This is a genomic window from Coleofasciculus sp. H7-1, from assembly GCF_057473865.1.
In genome coordinates, this window is sequence record NZ_JBYCCT010000010.1 from 42,101 (window position 1) to 64,905 (window position 22,805).

General features: G+C 46.0%; 23 protein-coding genes. 17 read left to right on the forward strand and 6 right to left on the reverse strand.

All coding sequences use genetic code 11. The features are described 5' to 3' along the window. The first annotated feature begins 23 nt into the window (after positions 1-23). Positions 24-176, forward strand: coding sequence for a hypothetical protein (locus AC2VDX_RS02100; RefSeq protein ID WP_378178822.1), 153 nt, complete (start codon positions 24-26; stop codon positions 174-176). 4 nt (positions 177-180) lie between these two features. On the opposite strand, the gene AC2VDX_RS02105 is transcribed toward AC2VDX_RS02100, so the two are convergent. Further along, the gene (locus AC2VDX_RS02105) at positions 181-459 is read right to left on the reverse strand and encodes a hypothetical protein (protein WP_378178819.1); all 279 of its coding nucleotides are present in this window, start codon (positions 457-459) and stop codon (positions 181-183) included. Between the two features lie 67 nt (positions 460-526). Between AC2VDX_RS02105 and AC2VDX_RS02110 the strand changes: the two genes are divergently transcribed. Together AC2VDX_RS02110 and AC2VDX_RS02115 are read left to right on the forward strand one after the other, a co-directional pair. Next, positions 527-934 carry a hypothetical protein gene (locus tag AC2VDX_RS02110; RefSeq protein WP_378178816.1) on the forward strand — a complete coding sequence of 136 codons (408 nt, stop codon included), beginning with the start codon at positions 527-529 and terminating at the stop codon, positions 932-934. Between the two features lie 271 nt (positions 935-1,205). Continuing rightward, positions 1,206-1,892: an SAM-dependent methyltransferase gene (locus AC2VDX_RS02115; RefSeq protein ID WP_378178813.1), complete on the forward strand. Its 687-nt coding sequence runs from the start codon at positions 1,206-1,208 to the stop codon at positions 1,890-1,892. 385 nt (positions 1,893-2,277) lie between these two features. On the opposite strand, the gene gifA is transcribed toward AC2VDX_RS02115, so the two are convergent. Further along, on the reverse strand, positions 2,278-2,478 hold the full coding sequence (gene gifA, locus AC2VDX_RS02120) for a glutamine synthetase inactivation factor IF7A (RefSeq protein WP_378178810.1): 201 nt from the start codon (positions 2,476-2,478) through the stop codon (positions 2,278-2,280). A 475-nt stretch (positions 2,479-2,953) separates the two neighbouring features. On the opposite strand from gifA, the gene AC2VDX_RS02125 reads away from it, so the two are divergent. The 7 genes from AC2VDX_RS02125 to AC2VDX_RS02155 all read left to right on the forward strand — a co-directional run bounded on the left by AC2VDX_RS02125 (position 2,954) and on the right by AC2VDX_RS02155 (position 9,714). Beyond that, a complete protein-coding gene (locus AC2VDX_RS02125; RefSeq protein WP_378178807.1) occupies positions 2,954-3,211 on the forward strand; it encodes a hypothetical protein in 258 nt (85 codons plus the stop codon). Positions 3,212-3,226: 15 nt separating this feature from the next. After that, entirely contained in the window at positions 3,227-3,613 is a 387-nt protein-coding gene (locus tag AC2VDX_RS02130) for a histidine kinase (RefSeq protein WP_378178804.1), read from the forward strand. A gap of 204 nt (positions 3,614-3,817) precedes the next feature. Beyond that, the gene (gene ffh, locus AC2VDX_RS02135; RefSeq protein ID WP_378178801.1) at positions 3,818-5,266 is read left to right on the forward strand and encodes a signal recognition particle protein; all 1,449 of its coding nucleotides are present in this window, start codon (positions 3,818-3,820) and stop codon (positions 5,264-5,266) included. A 151-nt stretch (positions 5,267-5,417) separates the two neighbouring features. After that, on the forward strand, positions 5,418-5,678 hold the full coding sequence (rpsP, locus tag AC2VDX_RS02140; protein ID WP_378178798.1) for a 30S ribosomal protein S16: 261 nt from the start codon (positions 5,418-5,420) through the stop codon (positions 5,676-5,678). After that, positions 5,659-6,090, forward strand: coding sequence for a KH domain-containing protein (locus AC2VDX_RS02145; RefSeq protein ID WP_486928084.1), 432 nt, complete (start codon positions 5,659-5,661; stop codon positions 6,088-6,090). Before rpsP ends, AC2VDX_RS02145 begins: the two co-directional genes overlap by 20 nt. Before the next feature lie 479 nt (positions 6,091-6,569). Beyond that, positions 6,570-7,526: a PhoH family protein gene (locus AC2VDX_RS02150; RefSeq protein ID WP_378178792.1), complete on the forward strand. Its 957-nt coding sequence runs from the start codon at positions 6,570-6,572 to the stop codon at positions 7,524-7,526. A 412-nt stretch (positions 7,527-7,938) separates the two neighbouring features. Next, positions 7,939-9,714 carry a CBS domain-containing protein gene (locus AC2VDX_RS02155; protein WP_378178789.1) on the forward strand — a complete coding sequence of 592 codons (1,776 nt, stop codon included), beginning with the start codon at positions 7,939-7,941 and terminating at the stop codon, positions 9,712-9,714. Positions 9,715-9,824: 110 nt separating this feature from the next. Here AC2VDX_RS02155 and AC2VDX_RS02160 read toward each other — a convergent pair whose 3' ends face one another. Next, positions 9,825-10,742, reverse strand: coding sequence for a phytanoyl-CoA dioxygenase family protein (locus AC2VDX_RS02160; RefSeq protein WP_378178786.1), 918 nt, complete (start codon positions 10,740-10,742; stop codon positions 9,825-9,827). Between the two features lie 195 nt (positions 10,743-10,937). Here AC2VDX_RS02160 and AC2VDX_RS02165 point away from each other — a divergent pair, with 195 nt between their 5' ends. The 3 genes from AC2VDX_RS02165 (at position 10,938) to AC2VDX_RS02175 (ending at position 13,772) form a co-directional block, all read left to right on the forward strand. Next, a complete protein-coding gene (locus AC2VDX_RS02165; protein ID WP_378178783.1) occupies positions 10,938-11,522 on the forward strand; it encodes a GNAT family N-acetyltransferase in 585 nt (194 codons plus the stop codon). Positions 11,523-11,568: 46 nt separating this feature from the next. Next, positions 11,569-12,762, forward strand: coding sequence for an NAD(P)/FAD-dependent oxidoreductase (locus AC2VDX_RS02170; RefSeq protein ID WP_378178781.1), 1,194 nt, complete (start codon positions 11,569-11,571; stop codon positions 12,760-12,762). A gap of 362 nt (positions 12,763-13,124) precedes the next feature. Then, a complete protein-coding gene (locus tag AC2VDX_RS02175; protein ID WP_378178778.1) occupies positions 13,125-13,772 on the forward strand; it encodes an HAD-IA family hydrolase in 648 nt (215 codons plus the stop codon). A gap of 232 nt (positions 13,773-14,004) precedes the next feature. On the opposite strand, the gene AC2VDX_RS02180 is transcribed toward AC2VDX_RS02175, so the two are convergent. Then, the gene (locus AC2VDX_RS02180) at positions 14,005-14,730 is read right to left on the reverse strand and encodes a DUF4079 domain-containing protein (RefSeq protein WP_378178775.1); all 726 of its coding nucleotides are present in this window, start codon (positions 14,728-14,730) and stop codon (positions 14,005-14,007) included. 25 nt (positions 14,731-14,755) lie between these two features. Further along, complete coding sequence (locus tag AC2VDX_RS02185) at positions 14,756-15,229, reverse strand: DM13 domain-containing protein (protein ID WP_378178772.1); 474 nt, start codon at positions 15,227-15,229, stop codon at positions 14,756-14,758. Positions 15,230-15,532: 303 nt separating this feature from the next. Between AC2VDX_RS02185 and AC2VDX_RS02190 the strand changes: the two genes are divergently transcribed. Next, on the forward strand, positions 15,533-16,594 hold the full coding sequence (locus AC2VDX_RS02190; RefSeq protein WP_378178769.1) for a DMT family transporter: 1,062 nt from the start codon (positions 15,533-15,535) through the stop codon (positions 16,592-16,594). A 104-nt stretch (positions 16,595-16,698) separates the two neighbouring features. Continuing rightward, positions 16,699-18,975, forward strand: coding sequence for a glycosyltransferase family 2 protein (locus AC2VDX_RS02195; RefSeq protein ID WP_378178766.1), 2,277 nt, complete (start codon positions 16,699-16,701; stop codon positions 18,973-18,975). On the opposite strand, the gene AC2VDX_RS02200 is transcribed toward AC2VDX_RS02195, so the two are convergent. Next, positions 18,972-20,573, reverse strand: coding sequence for a glycosyltransferase family 39 protein (locus AC2VDX_RS02200; RefSeq protein WP_378178763.1), 1,602 nt, complete (start codon positions 20,571-20,573; stop codon positions 18,972-18,974). The two genes, AC2VDX_RS02195 and AC2VDX_RS02200, sit on opposite strands and share 4 nt — an antisense overlap. Positions 20,574-20,772: 199 nt before the next feature. Between AC2VDX_RS02200 and AC2VDX_RS02205 the strand changes: the two genes are divergently transcribed. Then, on the forward strand, positions 20,773-20,985 hold the full coding sequence (locus AC2VDX_RS02205) for a hypothetical protein (RefSeq protein ID WP_378178760.1): 213 nt from the start codon (positions 20,773-20,775) through the stop codon (positions 20,983-20,985). A 373-nt stretch (positions 20,986-21,358) separates the two neighbouring features. Beyond that, entirely contained in the window at positions 21,359-22,786 is a 1,428-nt protein-coding gene (locus AC2VDX_RS02210) for a pentapeptide repeat-containing protein (RefSeq protein ID WP_378178757.1), read from the forward strand. The last annotated feature ends 19 nt before the right edge of the window (positions 22,787-22,805 follow it).

The following is a 22,805-nucleotide window of genomic DNA, read 5'->3' on the forward strand; positions in this document are numbered from 1 at the left end:
ATTTACTGGGGAGGGTGTGGTGAGTGGCGATCGCAAGTCAAATAAATTCTAGGGAATGGGGACGTGTCGCTCCTACCACTTCAACGCCGATCGAGATCCAATCCCCCACCCTCTCAAAAGTTGCGATCGCTGCCAGCAACTTGCGTCAGGTTTTAATACAAATCGATCGACAATAATCACTCATGCAATAAGATAGTAATTTTCTCGCAGCATGGGTACGACGCCAAATGGCGTGAAAGCTTCGGCTTTGTCTACATCATCTTCGATCGAGACAAGCGATCGCTTGTCTTTTGCGGAATCAGCTTGTAATCGGGAAGCATTGCACGTCAAAGCCTGACTTCTAAATTTACAACTCAACCAAAAAGTAGGGGTACCGTATTGCCGTACCCTTAAAATTGAAGTAACGAGGCGAAGTGCGGCGACGATACAACCCGATTCTAAGCTTAAGCGAAAAGGCAATTCCAGCCAAACAACGATTCCTCATGAGTTAGCTGCGTGGCAACCAATGTAGGGCAAGGCTAGGGCAATGCATAAACTTTCAGAAATGGTATATGCGACTGTATTTTGGTTAATTTCCGGCTTACTTGTGTGGCTGGTAGTTCTGCCCGCAGCACTCATTAGTTTCCCAGTTATCTTACTGGTAAAAGCAGTCGGACAGCTACTTTTCAAGATACCTCAACAAAATCTCACAGAAGCAGAAATCTCATTACAGAATCACTCCGAACAGAAACCTACTAATGCAGGAGAATCGCTTTTTACTTCCTTGCTCATGACAACGCTTGTTGGAGTGCCTGCTCTACTAGCATCAGTCATTTCTTTACAGCCGACAAGAGTCATTAAAAAAGAGCCAGAAATTGCCCCACCTCTGCCACAACCAACAACAGCACAGACAACCTCATGGACAGAGACTGAGGAAAAAACAGGTGAAACTTAAACTAGAAAGGCGTCAGTGACATCGCCAGAAAAAAAAATGATAGTCTTATTGTAGGGAATGGTTGAGGTACGAAACCCAACATTTTCTGCAACATTTTCTGTAGGGACATGGCACAGAAAAAGCCCCGAATACAAATCCATTCTATTTATCAAATTCTTGTGTATCAAATTCAAATAGCTTGCTCAACTACCTAACCACCTTGGTTGGTTGACAACCGTGCATTAGGTCATTTTACAATCAGCCAAGGAAAGTATGCGATCGCTCGAAACAAATGGGATTAAAACTTGAAAGCGTCATTCCTTGGGGGCGTTCCCTGGCAGAATACATCACGATGTTCAACTTAACGCCTGACGACCTCCAGTTAAAAATTCTAGATTGTGCCGGTGGTCCTGCCAGCTTCAATATTGAGATGACACGCCTAGGCTACAACGTCATCTCTGGCGATCCAGTGTATCAGTTTACCAACCACGAAATCCGAGAGCGTATTCAGAAAACTTACCAAAAAGTTATCGATGGAGTCCAAGCCAACCTCGATAGCTACGTTTGGCAGGAGATCCTCTCACCAGAAGATTTGGGACAAATCCGGATGTCAGCTATGCAGCAATTTTTGGAAGATTTGCCACAAGGAATTCAACAAGGACGCTATTTAACTGCTGAGTTACCTGTTTTACCCTTCAATACTCGGCAGTTCGATTTAGCCTTATGCAGTCACTTTTTGTTCACCTATTCGGATTTCTTCTCAGAAGATTTTCACCTCGCCTCCATTGTGGAACTTTGCCGCGTTGCTGCTGAGGTACGGATTTTTCCCCTATTGAATATTTCCGGGGAGGTGTCGCCAATCCTTCAGCCAGTGATGAAGCAATTAAAAGCGCAAGGCTACGGTGTAGAAATCAAGCCAGTACCCTACGAATTCCAAAAAGACGGTAATCAGATGTTGCAGATAAAGTCAGCCGTGTAAATATGTACTGCAACATGGCGCTACTTTGAATGCGCCTGTTCGTAGCGATGCGTTGATTTGCTATACCAATTTTATATATAGCAATCCTAAATGAGTCGTGAAGGCGAGATACCCGACTTCTTAAAGAAGTCGGGTATCTGAACCGCTGGTATCTCACAACTCGAATAGGATTGCTCATTACCAAAAACCTATGCGTCGCGCATCCCAAGGGAAATACTATTTCTTCAAAAAAAAGTTTCAGGGTGTTCTTCTTGAAAAGAACACCCTGAATTAGGTTAATTATTTATTTAGCAGCCTTTGATATACCGAATAAAGCTGCTACACCACTATGCAAGCGAGATGATACAAAAAAAACTAACTCTAGCCTGTTAACTTTAGCTCAAACCTAGCTCAGCGAAGCATTGCTGCGGTCATAGCTAGAGCGAAAGCTTGGATGTGGCTGTCCTTGAATGTGATTCCAGTATTCAGATGATTCAACATCTAGACCTACTTCAGCAGCGACGCGACCCAGCATAGATTGCTGACGGTTTTTGATGAGGTGATGATGACGCATCATCAGGGCGCGAGCTTGTTCTTGAGTAGACATACCAGGTTTCTCCGTATTGCTTGAGTGATGTTTGACTGGCTTGATTGCTCTTACCTATTCAATATAACAGAAAATTCTGTATCTAAATTTACAAAATGCTTTAAAAAACAAAAATTTACAATAAACTTTAAGATTAGGTGCGGCACCCATCAGTTAGAGCGATTCTAAATGAGGAAAAGCAATAGAAATCAGCGATTCCTATTTTGCATGGGAGATAATAGCCAGAACGCAGAAACTGTAAAATTTGACAAGCGCCCTGAAAATTCAAATGGCTACATCCTCCAAAAGTGTGATTTAGTAGTTCCCCTTGGCAGGCTAAAGGCATCATGGGACGATGTGGAGTTTGTGCCCCAATCCAAAAGAGACAGCTGACCAGGAGATAAAACAATGGCTACCCCTGTCACATTCTTCAGGACTTACGCAACATCACCGCATCTGGGGCAACCACAGGGGAATTGCCCCTACAAAACTCTATATGTATAAGCTTTGCGTAAGTCCTGATTCTTGTAGAAGGCAACCCGGTCATTATCTATTCAGTCCTCAGTCCTCAGCCCTCAGTCCTCAGTCCTCAGTCCTCAGCCCTCAGTCCTCAGTCCTCAGCCCTCAGCCCTCAGTCCTCAGCCCTCAGTCCTCAGCCCTCAGTCCTCAGCCCTCAGTCCTCAGTCCTCAGTCCTCAGCCCTCAGCCCTCAGTCCTCAGCCCTCAGCCCTCAGCCCTCAGCCCTCAGCATCTAACCAGGAGATAAAACAATGGCTACCCCCTGTCACATTCTTGTAGAAGGCAACCCGGTCATCATCTATGCCTGCCGGAATGGCAGCCCTAAAAAAGTTTTGCCCATCCTTAATCGCTTTCTAGAGAAGTTTTGGCAAGAAAGAGAAACCTGCGGAGAATACTGCGATACGCCTGGGTGCTTAGTGGCTCAGATTCTCGTTCGCTTCGGCTACGAGATGTGCGAGGATGATTTTTCTAACCTGCGAGTGGGAGTGAATTTCGACCCAGATGTGGAATATATATACTGGGTTTCTTTGGATTACAAAGTGAGTGTCTGGGTTCCAGAGGTGTCCTATCGCAATCATCCCTCTCTGGGACTGCAAGGCTGTCGCCAGGACTTAGCTTTGAGTGCTTTCTCAATGTAAGGGATAGCGATCGCACTTTTTGTTTGCACTTGATTATTTGCATTCCTCACCCCCATTCCTGACCTGGCTGCACGCCAGACAACAGCGAAAACGACTAATCTGTATACAGATGGAATTAAAACCCACAAACTCACAAATGTGGGCTTTATTCAGCCGATTTTGATAAGCAGATAACTATCTAGCCGCCCAAAAGATACACATATTATGTTCGACGCACTTGCTGAACGCTTAGAATCTGCCTGGAAAAGCCTGCGGGGTCAGGACAAAATTTCCCAATCCAACATTCAAGATGCCCTGCGGGAGGTTCGTCGCGCTTTGTTGGAGGCGGATGTTAATCTCCAGGTCGTCAAAGATTTTATTGCCGATGTCGAAGCCAAGGCACAGGGAGCCGAGGTCGTTTCTGGCGTGCGCCCCGACCAGCAGTTCATCAAAATTGTCTACGATGAGCTAGTGCAGGTGATGGGGGAAACCAACGTTCCCCTCGCTTCAGTAGATAAGCCTCCCACGATTGTGCTGATGGCTGGGTTGCAGGGAACGGGTAAAACCACAGCCACAGCAAAGCTAGCTTTGTACCTACGCAAGCAGAATCGCAGTACCTTGCTAGTCGCAACCGACATCTATCGCCCAGCCGCCATCGACCAGCTGGTGACACTGGGGCAGCAAATTGAGGTGCCAGTGTTTGAACTCGGCACCAATGCTGACCCGGTGGAGATTGCGCGGCAGGGGGTTGAGCGAGCCAAGGCAGACGGCATAGATACAGTCATTGTTGATACCGCCGGACGCCTCCAGATTGACCAGGAGATGATGGCAGAATTAGCCCGCATCAAACAAACCATCCAGCCGCACGAGACGCTGCTGGTGGTCGATGCCATGACCGGGCAAGAAGCGGCGAATCTCACCCGGACTTTCCACGAACAAATTGGGATCACGGGTGCCATTTTGACGAAGCTGGATGGCGATAGTCGCGGCGGTGCAGCGCTATCGGTGCGACGGATTTCCGGTCAGCCGATTAAATTTGTCGGCGTCGGAGAAAAAGTCGAGGCGCTGCAACCGTTTTATCCGGAGCGCATGGCTTCCCGAATTCTGGGCATGGGAGACGTAATCTCCTTTGTGGAGAAAGCTCAGGAGGAAATAGACCTGGCAGATGCCGAGAAGATGCAGGAAAAAATGCTCTCGGCTAAGTTTGACTTCAGCGATTTCCTCAAGCAGATGCGGCTGCTGAAGAATATGGGGTCGCTGGGAGGCATCCTGAAGATGATTCCAGGGATGAATAAGATTTCCGACGAACAGTTGCGCCAAGGAGAAACCCAGCTAAAGCGGGCTGAGGCGATGATTAATTCCATGACGAAGGAAGAACGCCAAAACCCAGACTTATTGGCGAAGTCTCCCAGTCGTCGTCGCCGGATTGCTCGCGGTGCTGGCTATCAGGAGCCGGATGTCGGCAAGCTGGTGGCTGATTTCACAAAAATGAGAACCGTCATGCAGCAAATGGGTCAGGGTGGCTTCCCCGGTATGCCCGGTATGCCCGGTATGGGTGGCGGCATGGGTGGCGGCAATCGTCCTTCCCAACCCGGTTGGCGGGGCTACGCCCAAGGAAGTCCCGGCAAGAAAAAGAAAAAGGAAAAAAAGAAGAAAGGCTTCGGCACTCTCTAGCTGGAACCGTTATCGCAATTAGCTTTTAGCTTGGAGAAGTAGAACTTGATGCCATAAAATGGTATAATAAATGACTCTGCGTCTAAAATCTAAAAGCTAATCGCTAAAGAGCTGATGGCTTAAAATCCAAACAGGAACATTCTTCATCAACATGATCAAACTGCGATTAAAGAGATACGGCAAAAAGCGGGAAGCTAGCTACCGGATTGTGGCAATGAATAGCACTTCCCGCCGCGATGGGCGTCCTTTGGAAGAACTGGGCTTTTACAACCCCAGAACCGATGAAGTCAGGCTAAATGAGGCAGCACTCACCAAGCGCCTCCAACAGGGAGCGCAGCCTACGCCAACGGTGCGCCGGATTCTTCAAAAAGCTAATGTCTTGGAACAAGTCAGTGCCCCAGCTACCGCATGAGTACGAGTTGGATTCCTCAGCTTCAACCAGCCAGCCTGTAAAGTCATCCCACGGGAGTTCGCCACCGGATTATGCCTCTCTGGTGCAATTTTTGGTGCAGCCGTTTTTAGAATCACCAAAATTGCTGAGCGTGGACTGCGAAATGTCGCAGAGCAATACTAAAGTGTGGGTGCGGCTGGCTTTTGAAGGGGAAGATAAGGGACGAGTTTTTGGTCGGGGGGGGCGGAATATTCAGGCAATACGGACGGTGATAGAAGCTGCTGCGAAAGCTGCCAATCAATCTGTCTACCTGGACATCTATGGTAGTTCGGCGCGATCGCTTGAAAGTACGTCGGGAAGTCAAGAAGTTGCGAAAAAAGATCCACCCCGCCGGTCTTCCTCGGTATCTGCTCCCAAATTCCGCGACCGTTAAAACTTTACACGGTTAGCATTGAGGAGGTGATGGATCGCCTCCGATTATGGATATCTCCTAAGTAAATCGCCTGTTATCTTTAGCAAAGGGGCTATCAACTTGGCATTGGAACTAACCAAAAGCTAGAGTTGATGGTTAACCTAAGCAAAAAAGACAGCGAGTGGCTGCAAGTCCGTTTGGTTGAAAACAAGTCGATTAACTCGGCGTGAAGATGCAACCAACAATAAAATTCAGCGATGCGGAATTTTATTGGAAGTTAAATCTCACCAACGGTAAGAAAAGCCGAGGATTCGTCGAAAGCGGAAGCATCCCGTCAGTGCCTGCGCTCTCATTGAGGATCTGTAGCTAATAAAATTGGGACGCCTGAGCTGTTATGGCAAGTCTATATATCGGGCGTCTTTTCGCATTATAGGGGCGGATTTTACCAATTATCCCGTCCTCTTACCGACGACTGCTGTAAACTCGCCCATAATATTACGATGACAGAGGCATTTAAAACAATACATCTACCAAGTACCAATAGCGCGATCGCCTTAGCAGGCGACCGAGAAGAAAACCTCAAAACCCTGGCAAAAACTACTGGCGCGGTTCTGGTGTTGCGGGGGCAAGAACTGATGGTTTCTGGGACTGCTAAACAAATAGACCGCACCAACGATCTGGTGAACGCGCTCAAACCTTTCTGGAAAGACGGGAAGCGGATCTCCAAAGTAGATATCCGCACGGCTTCCCAAGCCCTGGATACGGGACGCCAGGTGGAATGGCAAGCAATGCAAGAGGAAATTCTCGCGCGAAACCGTCGCGGCGAAGAAATTCGAGCCAAAACATTTCCTCAGTGGCAGTATATCCAAGCAGTACGCACCCACGACCTCACCTTCTGCATTGGCCCAGCAGGCACCGGCAAAACCTACCTAGCAGCCGTTCTGGCAGTTCAGGCGCTGCTTTCCGAGCAGTACGAACGACTAATTCTAACCCGTCCAGCTGTGGAAGCTGGGGAAAAATTGGGCTTTTTGCCTGGGGACTTACAGCAGAAAATCGATCCATTTCTGCGCCCCCTTTATGACGCTCTCTATGAATTTATCGATACAGATAAAATTCCCAGTTTGATGGAACGCGGGGTGATTGAAGTCGCTCCCCTCGCTTATATGCGGGGTCGAACCCTCAACAACTCCTTTGTGATTGTGGATGAAGCCCAGAACACCACCCCGGCACAGATGAAAATGGTGCTGACTCGCCTGGGGTTTCGTTCTCGCATGGTTGTCACGGGCGACATCACCCAGACCGATTTACCACTCAACCAACAATCAGGGTTAGCCGTTGCCCAAAAAATCCTCCAACGGGTTGAAGGCATTGCCTTCTGCAATCTCTCCAAAACTGATGTTGTCCGCAATCCGTTAGTTGAGCGAATTGTAGCGGCATACGAAAACGATGCGTTATGAGGGATGAGTTAGGAGAACAGTTCGGGTTTTCACTCCCAGGAGAGTGTCGGTTCGCAGACTATTTGAAAATTTGTTCGCAGTTCTCCACCCGAAGCAACCAGGAAAGAGGTTCTCGAATGTGTGCGAGTGCCTCAATTGCCTTTGCCCTATGGGGAGCGAGTCCGCAAACTATTCGTAAGTGAGAACCCTCAAACCCCGATGTCAACTATTTTTGGCAACATGGCACTTAGTCGCAAATGGGTCGTTGCAAAACTTTATCCCCCAATTTAAGCCTTGGATTAGCCAATTTATTCAACCCTGCCAGAATCTACGTGGTATCCCTGCCGTTTTCTCATGAAGATTGGCTGAGAATAGTGAAACCAACAAAATCATGAAACTTCATTAACACAGCATCACCACTACATGAGTCACTATGCAACATCATCACAACTTACTGAGCTATTCTCCAGCAGTAGACCATGTCATTGACCCCTCTCCCCTAATCGTTACTCCTGACACACCACTCGCCGATGTCATCACCTTGATGGGTAGGGTACGAAGCAGTTGTTTACTCACCAGCGGCAATGCAGCGCCAGAAGATAGTCTCATGGGTGAAGCACGAGCTGGTTATGTTTTGGTAGTGGAGCGAAGGCAACTGGTTGGGATGTTCACCGAGCGGGATGTTGTTCGGTTGACAGCTGCCGGGATGAACTTGGCATCTGTCAAAATTAGGGAGGTAATGACTTCTCCGGTAATTACCCTGGAGCTATCGGCTTTTCGGGATATTTTCACAGCGCTGTCACTTTTGCGTCGGCATCACATTCGTCACTTGCCAATTGTAGAGTCGCAGGTGCAACTGGTAGGGGTTGTCACGCCTGATAGTATTCGTCAAGTCATGCAACCGACGAATCTTCTCAAGTGGCAGTGTGTCGCGGAGGTAATGATCGCTCAGATAATTCAGGCTCCACCCTCAGCATCGGTGCTAAGTTTAGCTCAACTCATGGCAAAGCACCGAGTTAGTTGTGTAGTGATTACAGAGGCAGACAGAGAAAATTTGATTCGCCCGGTGGGGATTTTTACAGAGCGGGATCTCGTACAGATGCAGACGATAGGGCTAGATTTATCCCAAAACCAAGCTGAAACGGTGATGAGTACGCCTTTATTCTGCGTTAGTCCTGAGGATACTTTATGGACAGTTCATCAGGAGATGCAGCGGCGATATGTGCAGCGCATAGTGGTGACTGGGAGTGCGGGAAACCTGCTTGGCATCGTGACTCAAACTAGCCTATTGCAAGCGTTCGATCCGGTAGAAATGTATGGCACTGTGGAACTGTTGCAGCAATTAGTAGAAGTGCGTACCTCCGAACTCAGCAATGCCAATCACCAATTGCAGCGCGAGATTTTGGAGCGAAAACGTGCGGAGGAAGAGCTACAAAAGGCGCTAGAGAAAGAGAAAGAACTGAGCGATCTTAAATCCCGGTTTGCTGGCATGGTTTCCCACGAGTTTCGCAACCCCTTGACGACCATCATCAATTTAGCTGACTTACTCAAATATTACAGCCACCGATTGACTGACGAGAAAAAACTTAAGTATCTCAATCATATTGAGGCAAGTGCCAAAGATATGAACAAGTTAATCGATGAGCTGCTGGTTATTGCTAAAGCGGAAGCCGGGAAATTGGATTTCAAGCCAGCTCTACTGAATCTCGTTCAATGGTGTGCTGAACTCATAGAAGAGATACAACTCGTTTATGACAATCGGAACGCGATCGCCTTTGAGAGCTATGGTGTAGATACTGATGTTTACCTGGATGAAAAACTACTACGGCACATTCTTACCAATTTGCTTACCAATGCTATCAAGTATTCATCCCCAGGCAGCACCGTCCATTTTGAACTTTGGTTTCAAGCTGGAGACGCAGTATTTCAGATTCAAGACTCAGGCATTGGCATTCCGGTAGAAGATCGAGAACGATTATTTGAATCATTCCATCGAGCCAAAAATGTTGGCAATATTCCCGGTACTGGATTGGGGTTGACGATTGCTAAAAAATGTGTAGAGTTGCACGGTGGCAAGATTGCTGTCAAGAGCGAGGTCGGGGTGGGTACAACGTTTACAATCTCGGTACCGTTATACAACGGCATTTCCATCCCGAAAAGAAATTCATCCGGATGTGCCGTAACTCACTATATGAACGAAGGGTGCTAGTTTTGCCACATCGTCGGTAAAATCGAAGCAAGGAGCTTGAGTGCATAACGCCAGAGCGATCGCTGAATTTCAACCCAAACCAGAAACCGCACCATAAAATGCTTCTTATCTTAGCAGATACGACCTCGCTTCCCTGCGGCTGAGTGACCGATAGGGTTTTTCCCCACCCATCTTTCATCCACTGGTTCCGAAGCTAGCTGATAACGACTATCTGAAGAAAGCCGAATTTGCTGGGAGTGGTTATCTAAGCTGGCATGAATCGTAAACATACCGAAAATCAAAACATCTCCAGCTTTAAAATCGGCGGTTAGCCAGCGTCCTCCGTATTTTTTTCGCAGAGAAACCGGGTTTTTCGATAGCGCCCCATTCCACCATTTTTCACCAGATGCATACAATTGGGCAGTCTTACGGTTAGCACAATAACTATCTACATCCTTGCACCCATAATAGTTTTTAATACTTTCCAGGCGATGAGATTTTTCCAAAATTATCAACCCTCCCATCTCCAGAGATACATCGCCCAACGGTGTCCAAGTTGTGTAAAGCTCGTGAGTTCCCCGTCCCATGTACACGATATCGCAATGAGCATAAGTACCATGACCGGGGGCAACTGCCCTTAACCAGGTATAATCGAAAGGTCGGACATCTCCGCCTAAAAAGGCTTGATAAAATTCCATCATTTGACCCGAATAAAGCAGTTGTTTTAGCGCCGGACTTTGGACTGCTAAATCAGGTCTAAAATGCATTTTCAATCCTGACTTTGCCACGCAATCTAGAATCGAGTGTCCAGGTTCCAGACAACCTTCTGCGGCTAAGAGTTCGGCAATTTCCTGACGGCTCTGGCAAACTTCTTGGGGATTTAGAAGTGCCGGAAGGTATAAATAGCCGTCCTGTTGCATCCGCAGGCGCAGTTCATTGGGCTGATTAAGTAAATCTGAAGAATCGGTTAAATAACCAAAAGCATTGCTGCTGCAATCGAGTTCGTAACCTAAAGAAGTGAGGACGGTTTTCTCAGGTAAGACGATCATCACTCAGTATTTAAAGTTGCTATTCTCACATCTTATTCTCGTTCCTGGGTTGCTGCCTGATAAAGTGCCCACAGAGCGATCGCCTGCTAATTCTAAAGTAAATCGTCATATGCTGGGAATTAAAGCGAGGAGCGCCCTTGAGGGCATACGCGAGAGTGAACAGCACCATCTCGACGGTTACATTAAAGTCACGCCATGCAATATCGCCCATTCTCTCTCGTTCAAAAAGACGATATCGCCATTTGTCGAATGCGAGACGATATCGACGACTATCAATTAATGGCAAAATGGCTGAGTGACGAGAAAGTTTTGGAATTCTATGAAGGACGAGACAACCCCTACTCTTTAGAACAAATCATAGAAGAATATGCCCCCGCAGTCAGGGGTGAAGAGCCGGTAGTTCCCTGCTTTTGCTTATACCAAAATCTTCCTATCGGTTATTTACAGTATTACCTACTCACAGAGGCTGACAAGCAGAATTATGGAGATTATGGAGTAGGCGAGATGGGCAATATTTATGGTATTGACTTATTCATTGGAGAGACAGATTATAGGAATCAAGGGATCGGGTCTAAACTGCTTTCGCTCCTATTAACCTATCTTTTTGAAGAACTGAAGGCTGCTAAAGCAGTCATAGATCCGCAGATATGGAACACCCGTGCTATCCGCTGCTACGAAAAGTGCGGCTTTCGGAAAATTAAACTACTGCCCGAACACGAACTCCACGAGGGGAAATATTGGGATAGCTGGCTGATGGCTATAGAACGGCAGAATCAGTAGACTGAAGTTAGTTGCCCTGCGCTTGAATCGCCCACTCACTAGAACCATGACCCAGCAACCTACACGCATTTGTATCCTCGGTGGCGGCTTTGGCGGTCTCTACACTGCCCTGCGCTTGAGCCAGTTGCCTTGGGAAAAGTCGGAACGTCCGGAAATTGTCCTGGTGGATCGAGATGACCGCTTTTTGTTCACGCCGCTGCTGTATGAACTACTCACCGGGGAACTGCAAACTTGGGAAATTGCCCCGCCGTTTCCAGAGATTCTAGCGAACACGGGTGTGCGCTTCTGTCAGGGCGTTGTGGCTGGAATAGATATCCACGAAAAGCTGGTACATTTGCATGATGGCCCCGCCTTCTCCTACGATCGCTTGGTGTTAGCCCTGGGTGGAGAGACGCCGCTAGATATGGTGCCGGGGGCTGCTGAATATGCGTTTCCTTTCCGCACGATTGCTCACGCCTACCGCCTGGAAGAACGGCTGAGAATTTTAGAAGAGTCGGAAACGGATAAGATTCGCATCGCCATTGTGGGAGGCGGTTACTGTGGCGTTGAATTGGCTTGCAAGTTGGCTGACCGCCTTGGCGAAAGAGGTCGCATCCGGTTAATTGAACAAGCTGATATGATTCTCCGGACATCGCCAGATTTTAACCGGGAAGCGGCGCGAAAAGCTTTGGAAGAAAGGGGTGTGTGGATTGATTTGGACACGTCGGTGGAGTCGATGTCACCAACTACGATCTCGCTAATGTACAAAGGACAGGTAGACCCAATCCCAGTGGATTTGGTGCTGTGGACGGTGGGAACGCAAGTGGCAGAGGCGGTGCGATCGCTCGAACTCAAATACAATCAACGCGGTCAAATTACCACCACGCCGACTCTACAAGTGGTTGACCATCCAGAAATCTTTGCCCTTGGCGACATATCGGACTCTCACGACGCTGAAGGTCAGCAAATACCGGCAACTGCCCAGTCTGCCTTCCAGCAATCAGATTATACTGCCTGGAATATCTGGGCATCGCTGACCGGGCGTCCTTTGCTTCCCTTCCACTATCAGAGCTTCGGCGAAATCATGACCTTGGGGACGGATAACGCCACTTTCACCGGCATGGGAGTGAAGCTGGATGGTTCCCTCGCCTACCTCTTCCGGCGTCTGGCATATCTGTATCGGATGCCAACGCTCAACCATCAGTTGAAAGTTGGGTTAAATTGGATTGCTCAACCCGTGTTGGAAATGTTCTCGAAGTAATTCGGAATTGGGGGTCATCGGTTTGTAATTAAAGGTGGGCATTGCCCACTTATACAGTTTCACTATATTTATCTCAGGACTTACGCAAATATCACCACATTTGGGGGCAACCACAAGGGGATTGAACCCGAAAAAACGCTATATGTATAAGCTTTGCGTAAATCCTGATCTCTTAGATTCCTATGTAGGGGTGCGAGGCTTTGTCTCGTGCCCTTACGCTTAGGAAGGAATTGACGCTCCCACTGCTCTACTTCGTTAAAGCAGTGGGAGCGTCAATACTGAGATACGATTTATGAGATGATGATGAATCTAATCGGTGGTTTTGTTGGGTTTGCGATCTTGAGATGGAACGCTAAGGTAGCATGAAGCGCCCCAAAGTTATTTTTCTTGATGCCGTGGGCACCATGTTTGGTGTGAGGGGCAGTGTAGGAGAGGCGTATAGCGCTAGAGCCAGCCGGTTTGGCGTCCAAGTCTCCGCTGAGGTGGTGAATCCAGCCTTCTTGCAAAGCTTTAAAGCCGCACCGCCGCCAGTTTTTCCAGGTGCAGAACCCCAAGAAATACCAGATCGGGAATTTGAGTGGTGGAAAGCGATCGCCCTTTCCACATTTGAACAGGTAGGCGTGCTGCCCAAATTTTCCAACTTTCCTAGTTTTTTTGACGAACTTTACACCTACTTCTCCACTGCTGAACCTTGGTTTGTTTATCCCGATGTTCTTACAGCTTTGGAAAAATGGCGAGAAATGGAAATTGAGTTGGGTGTATTATCAAATTTCGATTCCCGTATCTACTCGGTTTTGCAATCTCTGAATTTAATCGAATTTTTTACCTCTGTCACCATTTCCTCCGAAATTGGTGCTGCCAAACCCGATCCCAAAATTTTTACTGCTGCGTTGGAGAAACATAACTGTTCGCCTGAGGAAGCATGGCACATTGGCGACAGTCATAAAGAGGACTATCAGGGAGCAAAAGCAGCTGGACTGAAGGGCATTTTGCTAAAGCGCACCGAGTAGATGGCTGGGACGGAAATCAAGGCAAAAGTAAAAAAACCAAAGTAAAAAGAACAGGACTTACGCAAAGCTTATACATATAGCGTTTTGTAGGGGCAATCCCCCTGTGGTTGCCCTCAGATGTGGTGATGTTGCGTAAGTCCTAAAGAAAAGAGTTTGCAGGATGGGCTGTGGCGACCAAAATCCAACGCCTGCGATCGCGTTAATTTTGCAGCTTTACTAAAACTTGATTAACTCAATTTTTTTCGGGTGTTGCTTGGATTGTGCAAGGCTTACTGCCACACTGCTGAATGTAAAGCTGATCCACATAAGGTTTCTGCCACTTTAAGGGAATCTCTAGTAAATCCCGCGTACCAGTCATACCTTGTCCTAAAAACAGCAAGAGTGCAATGCAGTTCAAAATGATGTGAACGTTGCGCCAACGATTTAACCGATCTTTGTAGATATCTTCAATAATTGCTAACGAAAAAATCATCAGCATTGCCGCTGCGATGCCGATGTAGTAGTGAGACACCAACCACTCATTGTCCCGACGATAGACGCCTTCTTGGAAGCCTAAAATAATTAAACCTGCGCCGGTTAAGGTGGCAAAAACGCCGCGCCAGAGTCGCTCTCTAGCTCTGTAGAGCAATACTAATGAGGCAATTGTCGCCGCAAACATTAGGACGATGAAGACAACTTGAAAAGGCTTCTGGCTCCAGATTTGCTTGCTCAAAATCTGCTCAAAAATCGGGTAAGCAAGTCCGATGAGGGCAACTCCGACGACAGCACCAGAGAGCCATTTGCCCAGTTGGACGTGTTCTTGCCCAACCACTGGCGGAATTTTACTTTTGCCTTCTAAATTTTGCAAGCGGCGTTGGCGAGTAAGACAGGCGCGGTTGACGACGATGCCAATCAGAGGGAAGACGACTGCAATTGCGATCGCGGGATGAATCAAAGCCGTCCAATCTGCGATTTCCATAACAACCTCAGTATGCGTTGATTCACTAGCTACTGAAAGGGGCAAAGCCAAAGGTGGCGTTGAATTGGCGACACCAAATCGCCACTGAGCCAAACTCTGCTGGATTAACGCTAGCAGGAATAGCATAGCGTTGAGTACCACTTATTTTTTGTAAGCGCCCAATGCTTGCATAATCTTTTTCTTTAATGCCATAGGTTGGTGGCTTCTCAGAACGATACAGGATGATGAATAAATCCGGGCCATTGTCAGTTTTGAAAGCTCGATCCAACTCCAGATAGCGGTTTCCATTTTCTGTCACCAAGCGCACAGTTCCCTGGGTGGGATGTTCTGCTCCCTGAAAGGTTCCAGACTGTGTTGTAGGCGTCTGTGCTACCGATGTAGCAGATGGGTTTGTCGATGGCGCAGTCTGAACATTTGGCTGATTGGAATTTGCTTCTTTGGTACAGCCAACAGTCAAAAATGCTACTACACAAACTACTGCTAGATAATTCAACTTCATAGAAGTGTCTTCAAAATCATCTCTACTGGCACTTTAAAGTGCTGTGTCAGCAAAAAAATGAATTTTAGCTGAGAAGTTGATTGGAAATGGCTGATAGCTTTTTAGACCACTTTTTAGATTAAAATGCTGTCATTTATACTTGCTGTAAGTTTTTAGTCTTTTTTAGGAAATTCTCATTTTTAGATCATCTGGATACAGTAAGTTTATAAGATATTAAGGACAACCTTGTAGCCGCAGCCCTTTTAGTCTTGTCATTTTCTGCTTTTTTGAAGGTTTCATCCATCAATTTTTAAATATAAAGTTATGCAAAGAATAGTAGCGAAGACATTAAGTTTTTTCAAGGGTATTCCAGGATACATCTATCTCTGGCTAGCGATTATTATCTTTGGAGCTTCTAACGCCATTACTCGGCGGCTGACGGAAATTGGTTCTCAAAACTTCGTTGATGGCAGAAATCCAATTTCCTTTTGCAATGTTCTGTTTGTCGGAAATATTTGCGCTTTACTGATTCTGATTTTAATCTATCATCAGCAGTGGAATATTCGCTCCTTAAGACAGCTTTCCTGGAAAGATTGGCTTAGCTTGATAGCGGTGGCGATTTTGTCTGGGGCACTGGCTCCAGGTTTAATTTTTGAAGCCCTTTCGCAGACGATGGTTACTAATGTTGTGTTAATCGGACGAATCGAGCCTCCTCTGGTTCTGGCTTTATCCGTCTGGTTTCTCAAGGAACGAGTTAATTTTTTGCAAATTGCGGGTGCGATTGTTTCCTTGGCTGGAGTCATTTTGATTATGTTGCTTCAGCGTTCATCAGGGGAAAACATGATGAACATGGGAGGTTTTATCAGTGTAGGAACGGGTGAGATTTTTGCGGCGGCAGGAGCCGTGGCTTTAGCTGTTTCCACGATTATTAGTAAATTTCGGATAGAAGAGATACCTTTGGGAATTTATACCGTATTTCGTACAGCTTTGGGATCGGTAATATTTTTCTTTGCTGCTTTGTATTTCTATGGAAGTAATCATTTTATGGATGTATTTTCACCCTTTTTGTGGCAGTGGATGTTAGTTTATGGCGCGGTTATCGTCGCAGTAGGTCAATCATCCTGGTTTACTGGCTTAAAAAGTACTACGGCGTCTAAAGTTTCGTTAGCTAGCTCTTTTACTCCAGTTGTTGCGATTGTGGCGGCTTATTTAATTTTGGGCGAAGTGCCTACTTTAGCTCAATGTATTGGAGGCAGTGTCATTTTAGGAGGGATACTTCTAAGCCAGATTGGGGTGCGGCGCAAGAGCCACCGACAAGAGGAAATGGCACATACTAGCAGCAACTCTAAAGAGATGGATATGAGAGTAGGATTTAAAGGAATCTAGGATCAGGGTTACTAGGTAATTGATTAAGGAATGGTAATAGCATTTGTGACGGATTTTAAATTAATTGAGTGCTAAGTAACTTCAGCTTTAGGAAAGTAATAGAGATGACGCCTTCACAAATTGAAAATCAAATCTCAAAGCGTCAAGTCCTAAAACGGATTTTCCGCCTTCAGATGGCAACGCTGATCATGGTGGGGATTGTTGTCTTCGCAGCGGCGATCGCTGCGGCGTGGTTTGCTGGTGAAGGGAAGATTAGTCAGCTGTTTGCCGAACTCAATGCTTTGCAAGAAAACCCCCCCATGTGGCTGCAAGCACCAATGGTGAAGAGTGAATATTTGCTGGTTCCCACAGTTGCCTTGCTGGTGATTGTTCTGGTGGTGATGAAGATTTCCCCAAAGACCGATGCTTGGTCTCGATTTTTTGTGGTGGGGATTTTGCTGGGGTTGACGGGTCGCTATATTCTATGGCGATCGCTCTCAACTCTGAATGTTGCTGACCCCCTGAATGGTGTCTTCAGCCTGGGGTTATTTTTTATGGAAATGTTGATGTTGAGTAGTAGTACAATTCAGCTTTTTTTGATGCTGAATGTAAAGGAGCGACATCGTGAAGCTGACCAGATGGCGAGAAGTGTGCTTGATGGCAGCTTTATGCCAACCGTCGAGATTTTTATTCCTACTTACAATGAACCTTTATTTATTCTGAAGCGCACAATTATCGGTTGTCAAGCTTTAGATTATCCCAATAAGACAATTTATTTACTGGATGATACAAGCCGTCCAGAAATGCAAAAATTAGCTGAAGATTTGGGTTGCGAGTATAAAACAAGACTCGATAATAGTCATGCCAAAGCCGGAAATTTAAATCATGCCTTTCCTCAAACAACTGGGGAGTTAATTGTTGTATTTGATGCAGATTTTATTCCGACTAAAAACTTTCTCACCCGCACCGTAGGCTTTTTTCAAGATGAAACCGTTGCCCTGGTACAGACGCCCCAAAGCTTTTATAACTCTGACCCAATTGCCCACAATTTAGGATTAGAACACGTCCTGACGCCGGAAGAAGAAGTGTTTTACCGGCAAATTCAACCCATTCGGGATGCAGCAGGTAGCGTTATTTGTTCTGGAACTTCTTTCATTGTCAGGCGCAGTGCTTTAGAAGCAGCGGGTGGCTTTGCCACCGATTCTTTGAGCGAAGATTACTTTACTGGCATTTGTTTATCTGCCCAAGGCTACCGATTAATTTACCTAGATGAAAAGTTAAGTGCTGGATTAGCCGCAGAAAATATTGCTGCTCATGCTACCCAGCGGCTACGGTGGGCACAAGGCACTTTACAAGCTTTCTTTATTAAGGCGAATCCGTTAACAATTCCGGGACTTAGTCCTCTGCAAAGACTGGCTCATTTAGAAGGATTATTGCATTGGTTTACCAGTTGGTCGCGAGTTTATTTTCTACTGATGCCGTTAACTTATTCGTTCCTCGGCGTCATTCCCCTTCGGGCAACGGCTGGTGAATTGTTGTATTATTTCCTTCCTTACTATGTGGTACAACTCTCTGTTTTTTCATGGTTAAATTATCGTTCGCGCTCAGCTTTGCTCTCGGATATTTACACATTGGTGTTGTGTTTTCCCCTAGCGCTGACTGTACTTCAAGTGATGTTGAATCCCTTTTCTAAAGGATTTCAGGTCACGCCCAAGGGAATATCGCGCGATCGCTTTGCTTTCAACTGGAATTTAGCATTGCCTTTGATTATTTTATTTATAGCAACCGCTGTTAGTTTATGGCGAAATTTAGGAATGTGCATGATGGCGGGTGGCTGGCAAGGGACGGAAGCTTATGAATCAACTGAAGTGTATAAAGGTCTCGGCTTGGGTTGGATTTGGAGTGGCTACAACCTGTTAATGATTGGTATCGCGCTGTTAATATTACTAGATGTCCCCAAACCAGATATTTATGAATGGTTTGATTTACGGCGGTTGGTGCGGCTGAATGTTGCTGGGCAGAATTTTTGGGGCATCACTACGATGATTTCAGAAGCAGGCGCTGAAATCGCTTTAACGCAGGCAGGACTACCGAATGATGCTAGTGAAATGTTGCCGGTAACATTAGAAATTCTGGAAGAACAATTAGAATTGCAAGGCAAAATTATCCACACCGGAGTCAGATGTGAGTATCCGACCGTACAGGTGGCTTTTGAAAAATTGAATCTCGAAGAATATCGGCGTCTGGTAGAAATGCTATTTTGTCGCCCAGGTCAGTGGAAGCGCCGGGAGACTCCTGGAGAGTTTGGCTCTTTGTTGCTGATTTTCAAAATTTTACTTCGTCCACGAATTTTGTTTGATAGAGGGCGAGAAGTGAGAGCGATCGCTGTTTCCAAAATTTAAGGCTTTGCTAATTTCAGAAGCCAGAGATGGTTGTCCCCATAAACTCCCTCGCTCTGGGAATTCTTCTGTTTCTCCACTTGCTCTCGCAGCTTGTCTGAAGGACTCAGTAAAAACACAGTAGAGACACGATTAATCGCGTTACTATCATCAGGAATCTTGGGTATATTCGGGTCAACCACCAACTGAAACCGCACTTTTGGATCGAGAATATAGCTCAAAGAAAAGACATTTCCCGGATTAATCCCAAAAGAATTGCTCACTAAAAGTGGGCGCTCTGCTTGGTTGATTATCCTAGCAACTTTTGGATTGCTATAGCTAATCACCTTACTCCACCAAGTCTCGGCTTGGGAACTGACTGCACAGGAAACAACACCACTGACAATCAGCAGCGTCATCATCGCTTGCCAAATTTTCCGGCGTGAAAAACTCTTACTAGACAACTGAGCCGCTAACAGATAAGCAACCGCTAATTGAATTCCTAAAAAAGACGGAATTAGATATCGACTGGAAGCCGAGCGCAAACCCCCAAAGACTAAATCTGGAAGCATTAAGGATAATGCAGGCACTCCAATTAATGTCAAAATAAACAGCCAAATTTGCTTTGGAGTATTCCGACAGAGGAAATAAATTGCATATCCCACCAAAATTAAAAAAGCTGGTGTAATTAAATAAGTAACTGGATTTTCAAAGCCAAAGTCAAAATCGATAAAAATACGGTTAATGTGAAGGCTCCATGCTTGAATTAAAATTAACGGAGGCACTTTCATCATTGTCCAGCTTGTTGTATCTTGAAATTGAGAAAAATTAGTATTAAGAACTATAATCCAAGGAGCAAAGATGAAAACCCCAGCTAAGGATGCTATCACGAAGGCAGTTACTATCGGAGTCCAGCGAAATCTTTCGGTAACAATTATATAAATTCCCTGGGCAACTGCCACTAAGGCACTAAACAGAAATGTATACAAACTCAAAGCTAAAGTTACAGCATAAATTGCCCAGCTAAATTTTGTTTTGAGCCGCATTGCTCGCAGCAGTGAAGCGCTCAATAGTAAGAGGGTAACTGTCCATAAAGTATATTCCCGTGCTTCTTGGGCATAGAGAACGTGAATAGGAGAGATAGCAATGAGTGCGGTAGCAAAGCTTGCCGTAGGCATCGCTACCAGCGGCGACTCAAATAATTCTCGACACAGCCAATAGATACACGGAAATACCAGCAAACTCAGGAACGCCGAAAAACTTCTCATCGCTGTCACGGAATTCCCAAACCATTGCACCCAAAATCGCGCCATTACGTAATAAAACGGTGGATGCTGAGGATCTTCGATTGCCAAAGATTTAAGGGTGTCAATTAAGCCTTTTTCAGAATTTGGATGCTGGAACTTGGCAAAATCTTCGATACCAATGACGCGACCATCAAAGAGTTGTTGAAACACTTCTTGACTGGTGTAGCCCGAAATTCGCAACGAGGTATAAGTCTCGTCGTGCCAGTAAACTTTGCCTTCAAGGTTGAAAAATCGAAAAAAGATACCCAGTGCTAACAGGAGGACAATTAAAAATTGAACCGGATTCAGTTCTGAATTCCGCGTTAGAGATTTCATAGATTGGATATTTTCTATATTTATAAGTTTATCTATTTAGATAAATTTTGCAGTGGAGGTCTAGGCAGTTTACAAAGTTTAACTTAGTTTTTGAATTTTCGGCTGGATCGCCCCGCCCGATCGGGTGAGCTATTTGGATGAAGCGCGATCGCTCTCGCTCATCGTATGTTGACGAATACCCTGATTTGAGATGATAGCGATGAAAACCTCAGCGGTGCTATTTACTCTAAACAAAATTTGGAAAAGTTTTGTTAAATTTCTAGTTAAAAGCCCAGAACTGCGAACTAGAAAAGGTTCTGGTGACGGGCATTCTTCCTGGCTTGCTTACGATCCTGCTACAGATCGCTCTGCCTATCTTGGTTCAGAAGCCGAGGTGCGTTCGTGGATTGAAAAGCGCGATCGCGACAAGTGACAGATACTAGACTGACGCGATCGCACTCTTTAAAAGTGAAGCACTCAATTAAAAGGTTTCTTTATGGGTACTTAATAACAATTCAGGAATTTGTGAAAATTCGGGAAATTTACTTTACAAATTGAAGTAATATAAAACGCGATCGCGTCTGATGAAAAAGCAATTCAATAGCAGCCAGATTAACTGCAAGTAAAAAAGCTTAATAACAGAAGTCGCGGCTATACAAACGTAGGCACGTTCATGCCGTTAGGCTTTAGCCTTCAAGGGAGGGTAGTCCGCCTAGGCAGGCTAGCTGTGCCAAAATCGAGAGAAATAAGTAGGCGATCGCATTCGTTCTACCACGCTGCACCAAACTCATACTGGGGCAAACACAATGAGCAACTTTCCAGACTTTTCTAGTCACGCCTATCAAGTCATCGGAGAACTGGGACGCAACCGGGAAGCGGGGCGCATTACCTATCTAGCTACTGCCTTAAATCAAGACAAACAGGTTGTTATCAAAGAGTTCCGCTTTGCAGATTCCGGTGCAGATTGGTCGGGTTTTAAAGCTTATCAGCGCGAGATTGAAGTGCTGCGGGAACTGGATCACCCCCGCATTCCCCGCTACCTAAATTCCTTTGAAACCTCACAGGGTTTTTGCTTGGTGCAGGAATATAAAAACGCGCCCTCCTTAGCGGAACGATGCAGCTTTAATCCGGAAGACATCAAACAAATCGCCCTTTCACTATTAGAAATTTTGGTTTACTTGCAGCATCGCCTTCCCCCAATTATTCATCGGGATATTAAGCCAGAAAATATCTTGGTTGACGATCAACTAAATGCTTACTTAGTTGATTTTGGTTTTGCCCGAATTCGGGGCGCGAAAGTAGCAATGAGCAGTGTTGCCGCTGGCACTCCAGGCTTTATGCCGCCGGAAGAATTATTTAATCGTCTCCTCACAGAAGCGTCAGACCTCTATAGTTTAGGGGCAACATTGATTTGCTTGCTCACTGGCACCCGTTCGGTGGATCTTTGTAATTTAATTGATGATAATTATCGCCTTAATTTTAAGAAACTGGTTCCCCACCTCAGTCCATCTTTTATCGCTTGGTTGCAAAAGATGGTCGCCTCCAATGTCAAAGATCGCTTTAATAATGCAGCGATCGCTCTAAAAGCATTGAAGCCAATTCCAGTTGTTGGCGGTGCTATCGAGCTAGAAACTCTAGTTCAGGCAATAAGAGCTAAAAAGTTATTCACTACTCTGAATGTAGCAACGATTAGCATTATTTTATTGGGCACAACTTCTTTCCTCATTTACCAAAAGGGCAGTTCCGTCAGGCACTTATTAAAAACGAATACGTGCGTAGCGTGTAATCTTCAAGAAACTAACCTGGAAGGTGCCGATCTCAAGGGTGCCAACTTGGTTAATGCCAACCTGAAGTATGCAAGTTTGGAGCGTGCCAACCTCAAGAGTGCTAACTTGATCGCTGCCAATTTACAAGGTGTTGACTTGGGAAGTGCCAACCTGTGGGGGGCATATTTGGAAAGTGCCAACTTAGAAGGTGCTGAACTGGAACGTGCTAACTTGTGGGGGGCAGATTTAGAAAGTGCCAACTTAGAAGGTGCCGAACTCAAAGGTGCCAACTTGGAACACGCCAACTTGGAATACGCCAACCTGGAATATGCCAACTTGGAAGGTGCCAACCTGAAGAATCTCAATCTGAAAGGTGCCAATTTGAAGGGTGCTAATTTAAAGCGTGCCAACTTGGAATCTGCCAACCTCACAGAAGCAATTATGCCTGATGGCACGATACATCAATAAACGTAGTGCGGTTCAGGGG

Bases quoted from the DNA above. Each gene is read 5' to 3' on its own strand.
- AC2VDX_RS02110 (WP_378178816.1), top strand. From the start codon at position 527: ATGCATAAACTTTCAGAAATGGTATATGCGACTGTATTTTGGTTAATT.
- AC2VDX_RS02115 (WP_378178813.1), top strand. From the start codon at position 1,206: ATGGGATTAAAACTTGAAAGCGTCATTCCTTGGGGGCGTTCCCTGGCA.
- gifA (WP_378178810.1), bottom strand. From the start codon at position 2,478: ATGTCTACTCAAGAACAAGCTCGCGCCCTGATGATGCGTCATCATCAC.
- AC2VDX_RS02125 (WP_378178807.1), top strand. From the start codon at position 2,954: ATGTATAAGCTTTGCGTAAGTCCTGATTCTTGTAGAAGGCAACCCGGT.
- AC2VDX_RS02130 (WP_378178804.1), top strand. From the start codon at position 3,227: ATGGCTACCCCCTGTCACATTCTTGTAGAAGGCAACCCGGTCATCATC.
- ffh (WP_378178801.1), top strand. From the start codon at position 3,818: ATGTTCGACGCACTTGCTGAACGCTTAGAATCTGCCTGGAAAAGCCTG.
- rpsP (WP_378178798.1), top strand. From the start codon at position 5,418: ATGATCAAACTGCGATTAAAGAGATACGGCAAAAAGCGGGAAGCTAGC.
- AC2VDX_RS02150 (WP_378178792.1), top strand. From the start codon at position 6,570: ATGACAGAGGCATTTAAAACAATACATCTACCAAGTACCAATAGCGCG.
- AC2VDX_RS02155 (WP_378178789.1), top strand. From the start codon at position 7,939: ATGCAACATCATCACAACTTACTGAGCTATTCTCCAGCAGTAGACCAT.
- AC2VDX_RS02160 (WP_378178786.1), bottom strand. From the start codon at position 10,742: ATGATCGTCTTACCTGAGAAAACCGTCCTCACTTCTTTAGGTTACGAA.
- AC2VDX_RS02165 (WP_378178783.1), top strand. From the start codon at position 10,938: ATGCAATATCGCCCATTCTCTCTCGTTCAAAAAGACGATATCGCCATT.
- AC2VDX_RS02170 (WP_378178781.1), top strand. From the start codon at position 11,569: ATGACCCAGCAACCTACACGCATTTGTATCCTCGGTGGCGGCTTTGGC.
- AC2VDX_RS02175 (WP_378178778.1), top strand. From the start codon at position 13,125: ATGAAGCGCCCCAAAGTTATTTTTCTTGATGCCGTGGGCACCATGTTT.
- AC2VDX_RS02180 (WP_378178775.1), bottom strand. From the start codon at position 14,730: ATGGAAATCGCAGATTGGACGGCTTTGATTCATCCCGCGATCGCAATT.
- AC2VDX_RS02185 (WP_378178772.1), bottom strand. From the start codon at position 15,229: ATGAAGTTGAATTATCTAGCAGTAGTTTGTGTAGTAGCATTTTTGACT.
- AC2VDX_RS02190 (WP_378178769.1), top strand. From the start codon at position 15,533: ATGCAAAGAATAGTAGCGAAGACATTAAGTTTTTTCAAGGGTATTCCA.
- AC2VDX_RS02195 (WP_378178766.1), top strand. From the start codon at position 16,699: ATGACGCCTTCACAAATTGAAAATCAAATCTCAAAGCGTCAAGTCCTA.
- AC2VDX_RS02200 (WP_378178763.1), bottom strand. From the start codon at position 20,573: ATGAAATCTCTAACGCGGAATTCAGAACTGAATCCGGTTCAATTTTTA.
- AC2VDX_RS02205 (WP_378178760.1), top strand. From the start codon at position 20,773: ATGAAAACCTCAGCGGTGCTATTTACTCTAAACAAAATTTGGAAAAGT.
- AC2VDX_RS02210 (WP_378178757.1), top strand. From the start codon at position 21,359: ATGAGCAACTTTCCAGACTTTTCTAGTCACGCCTATCAAGTCATCGGA.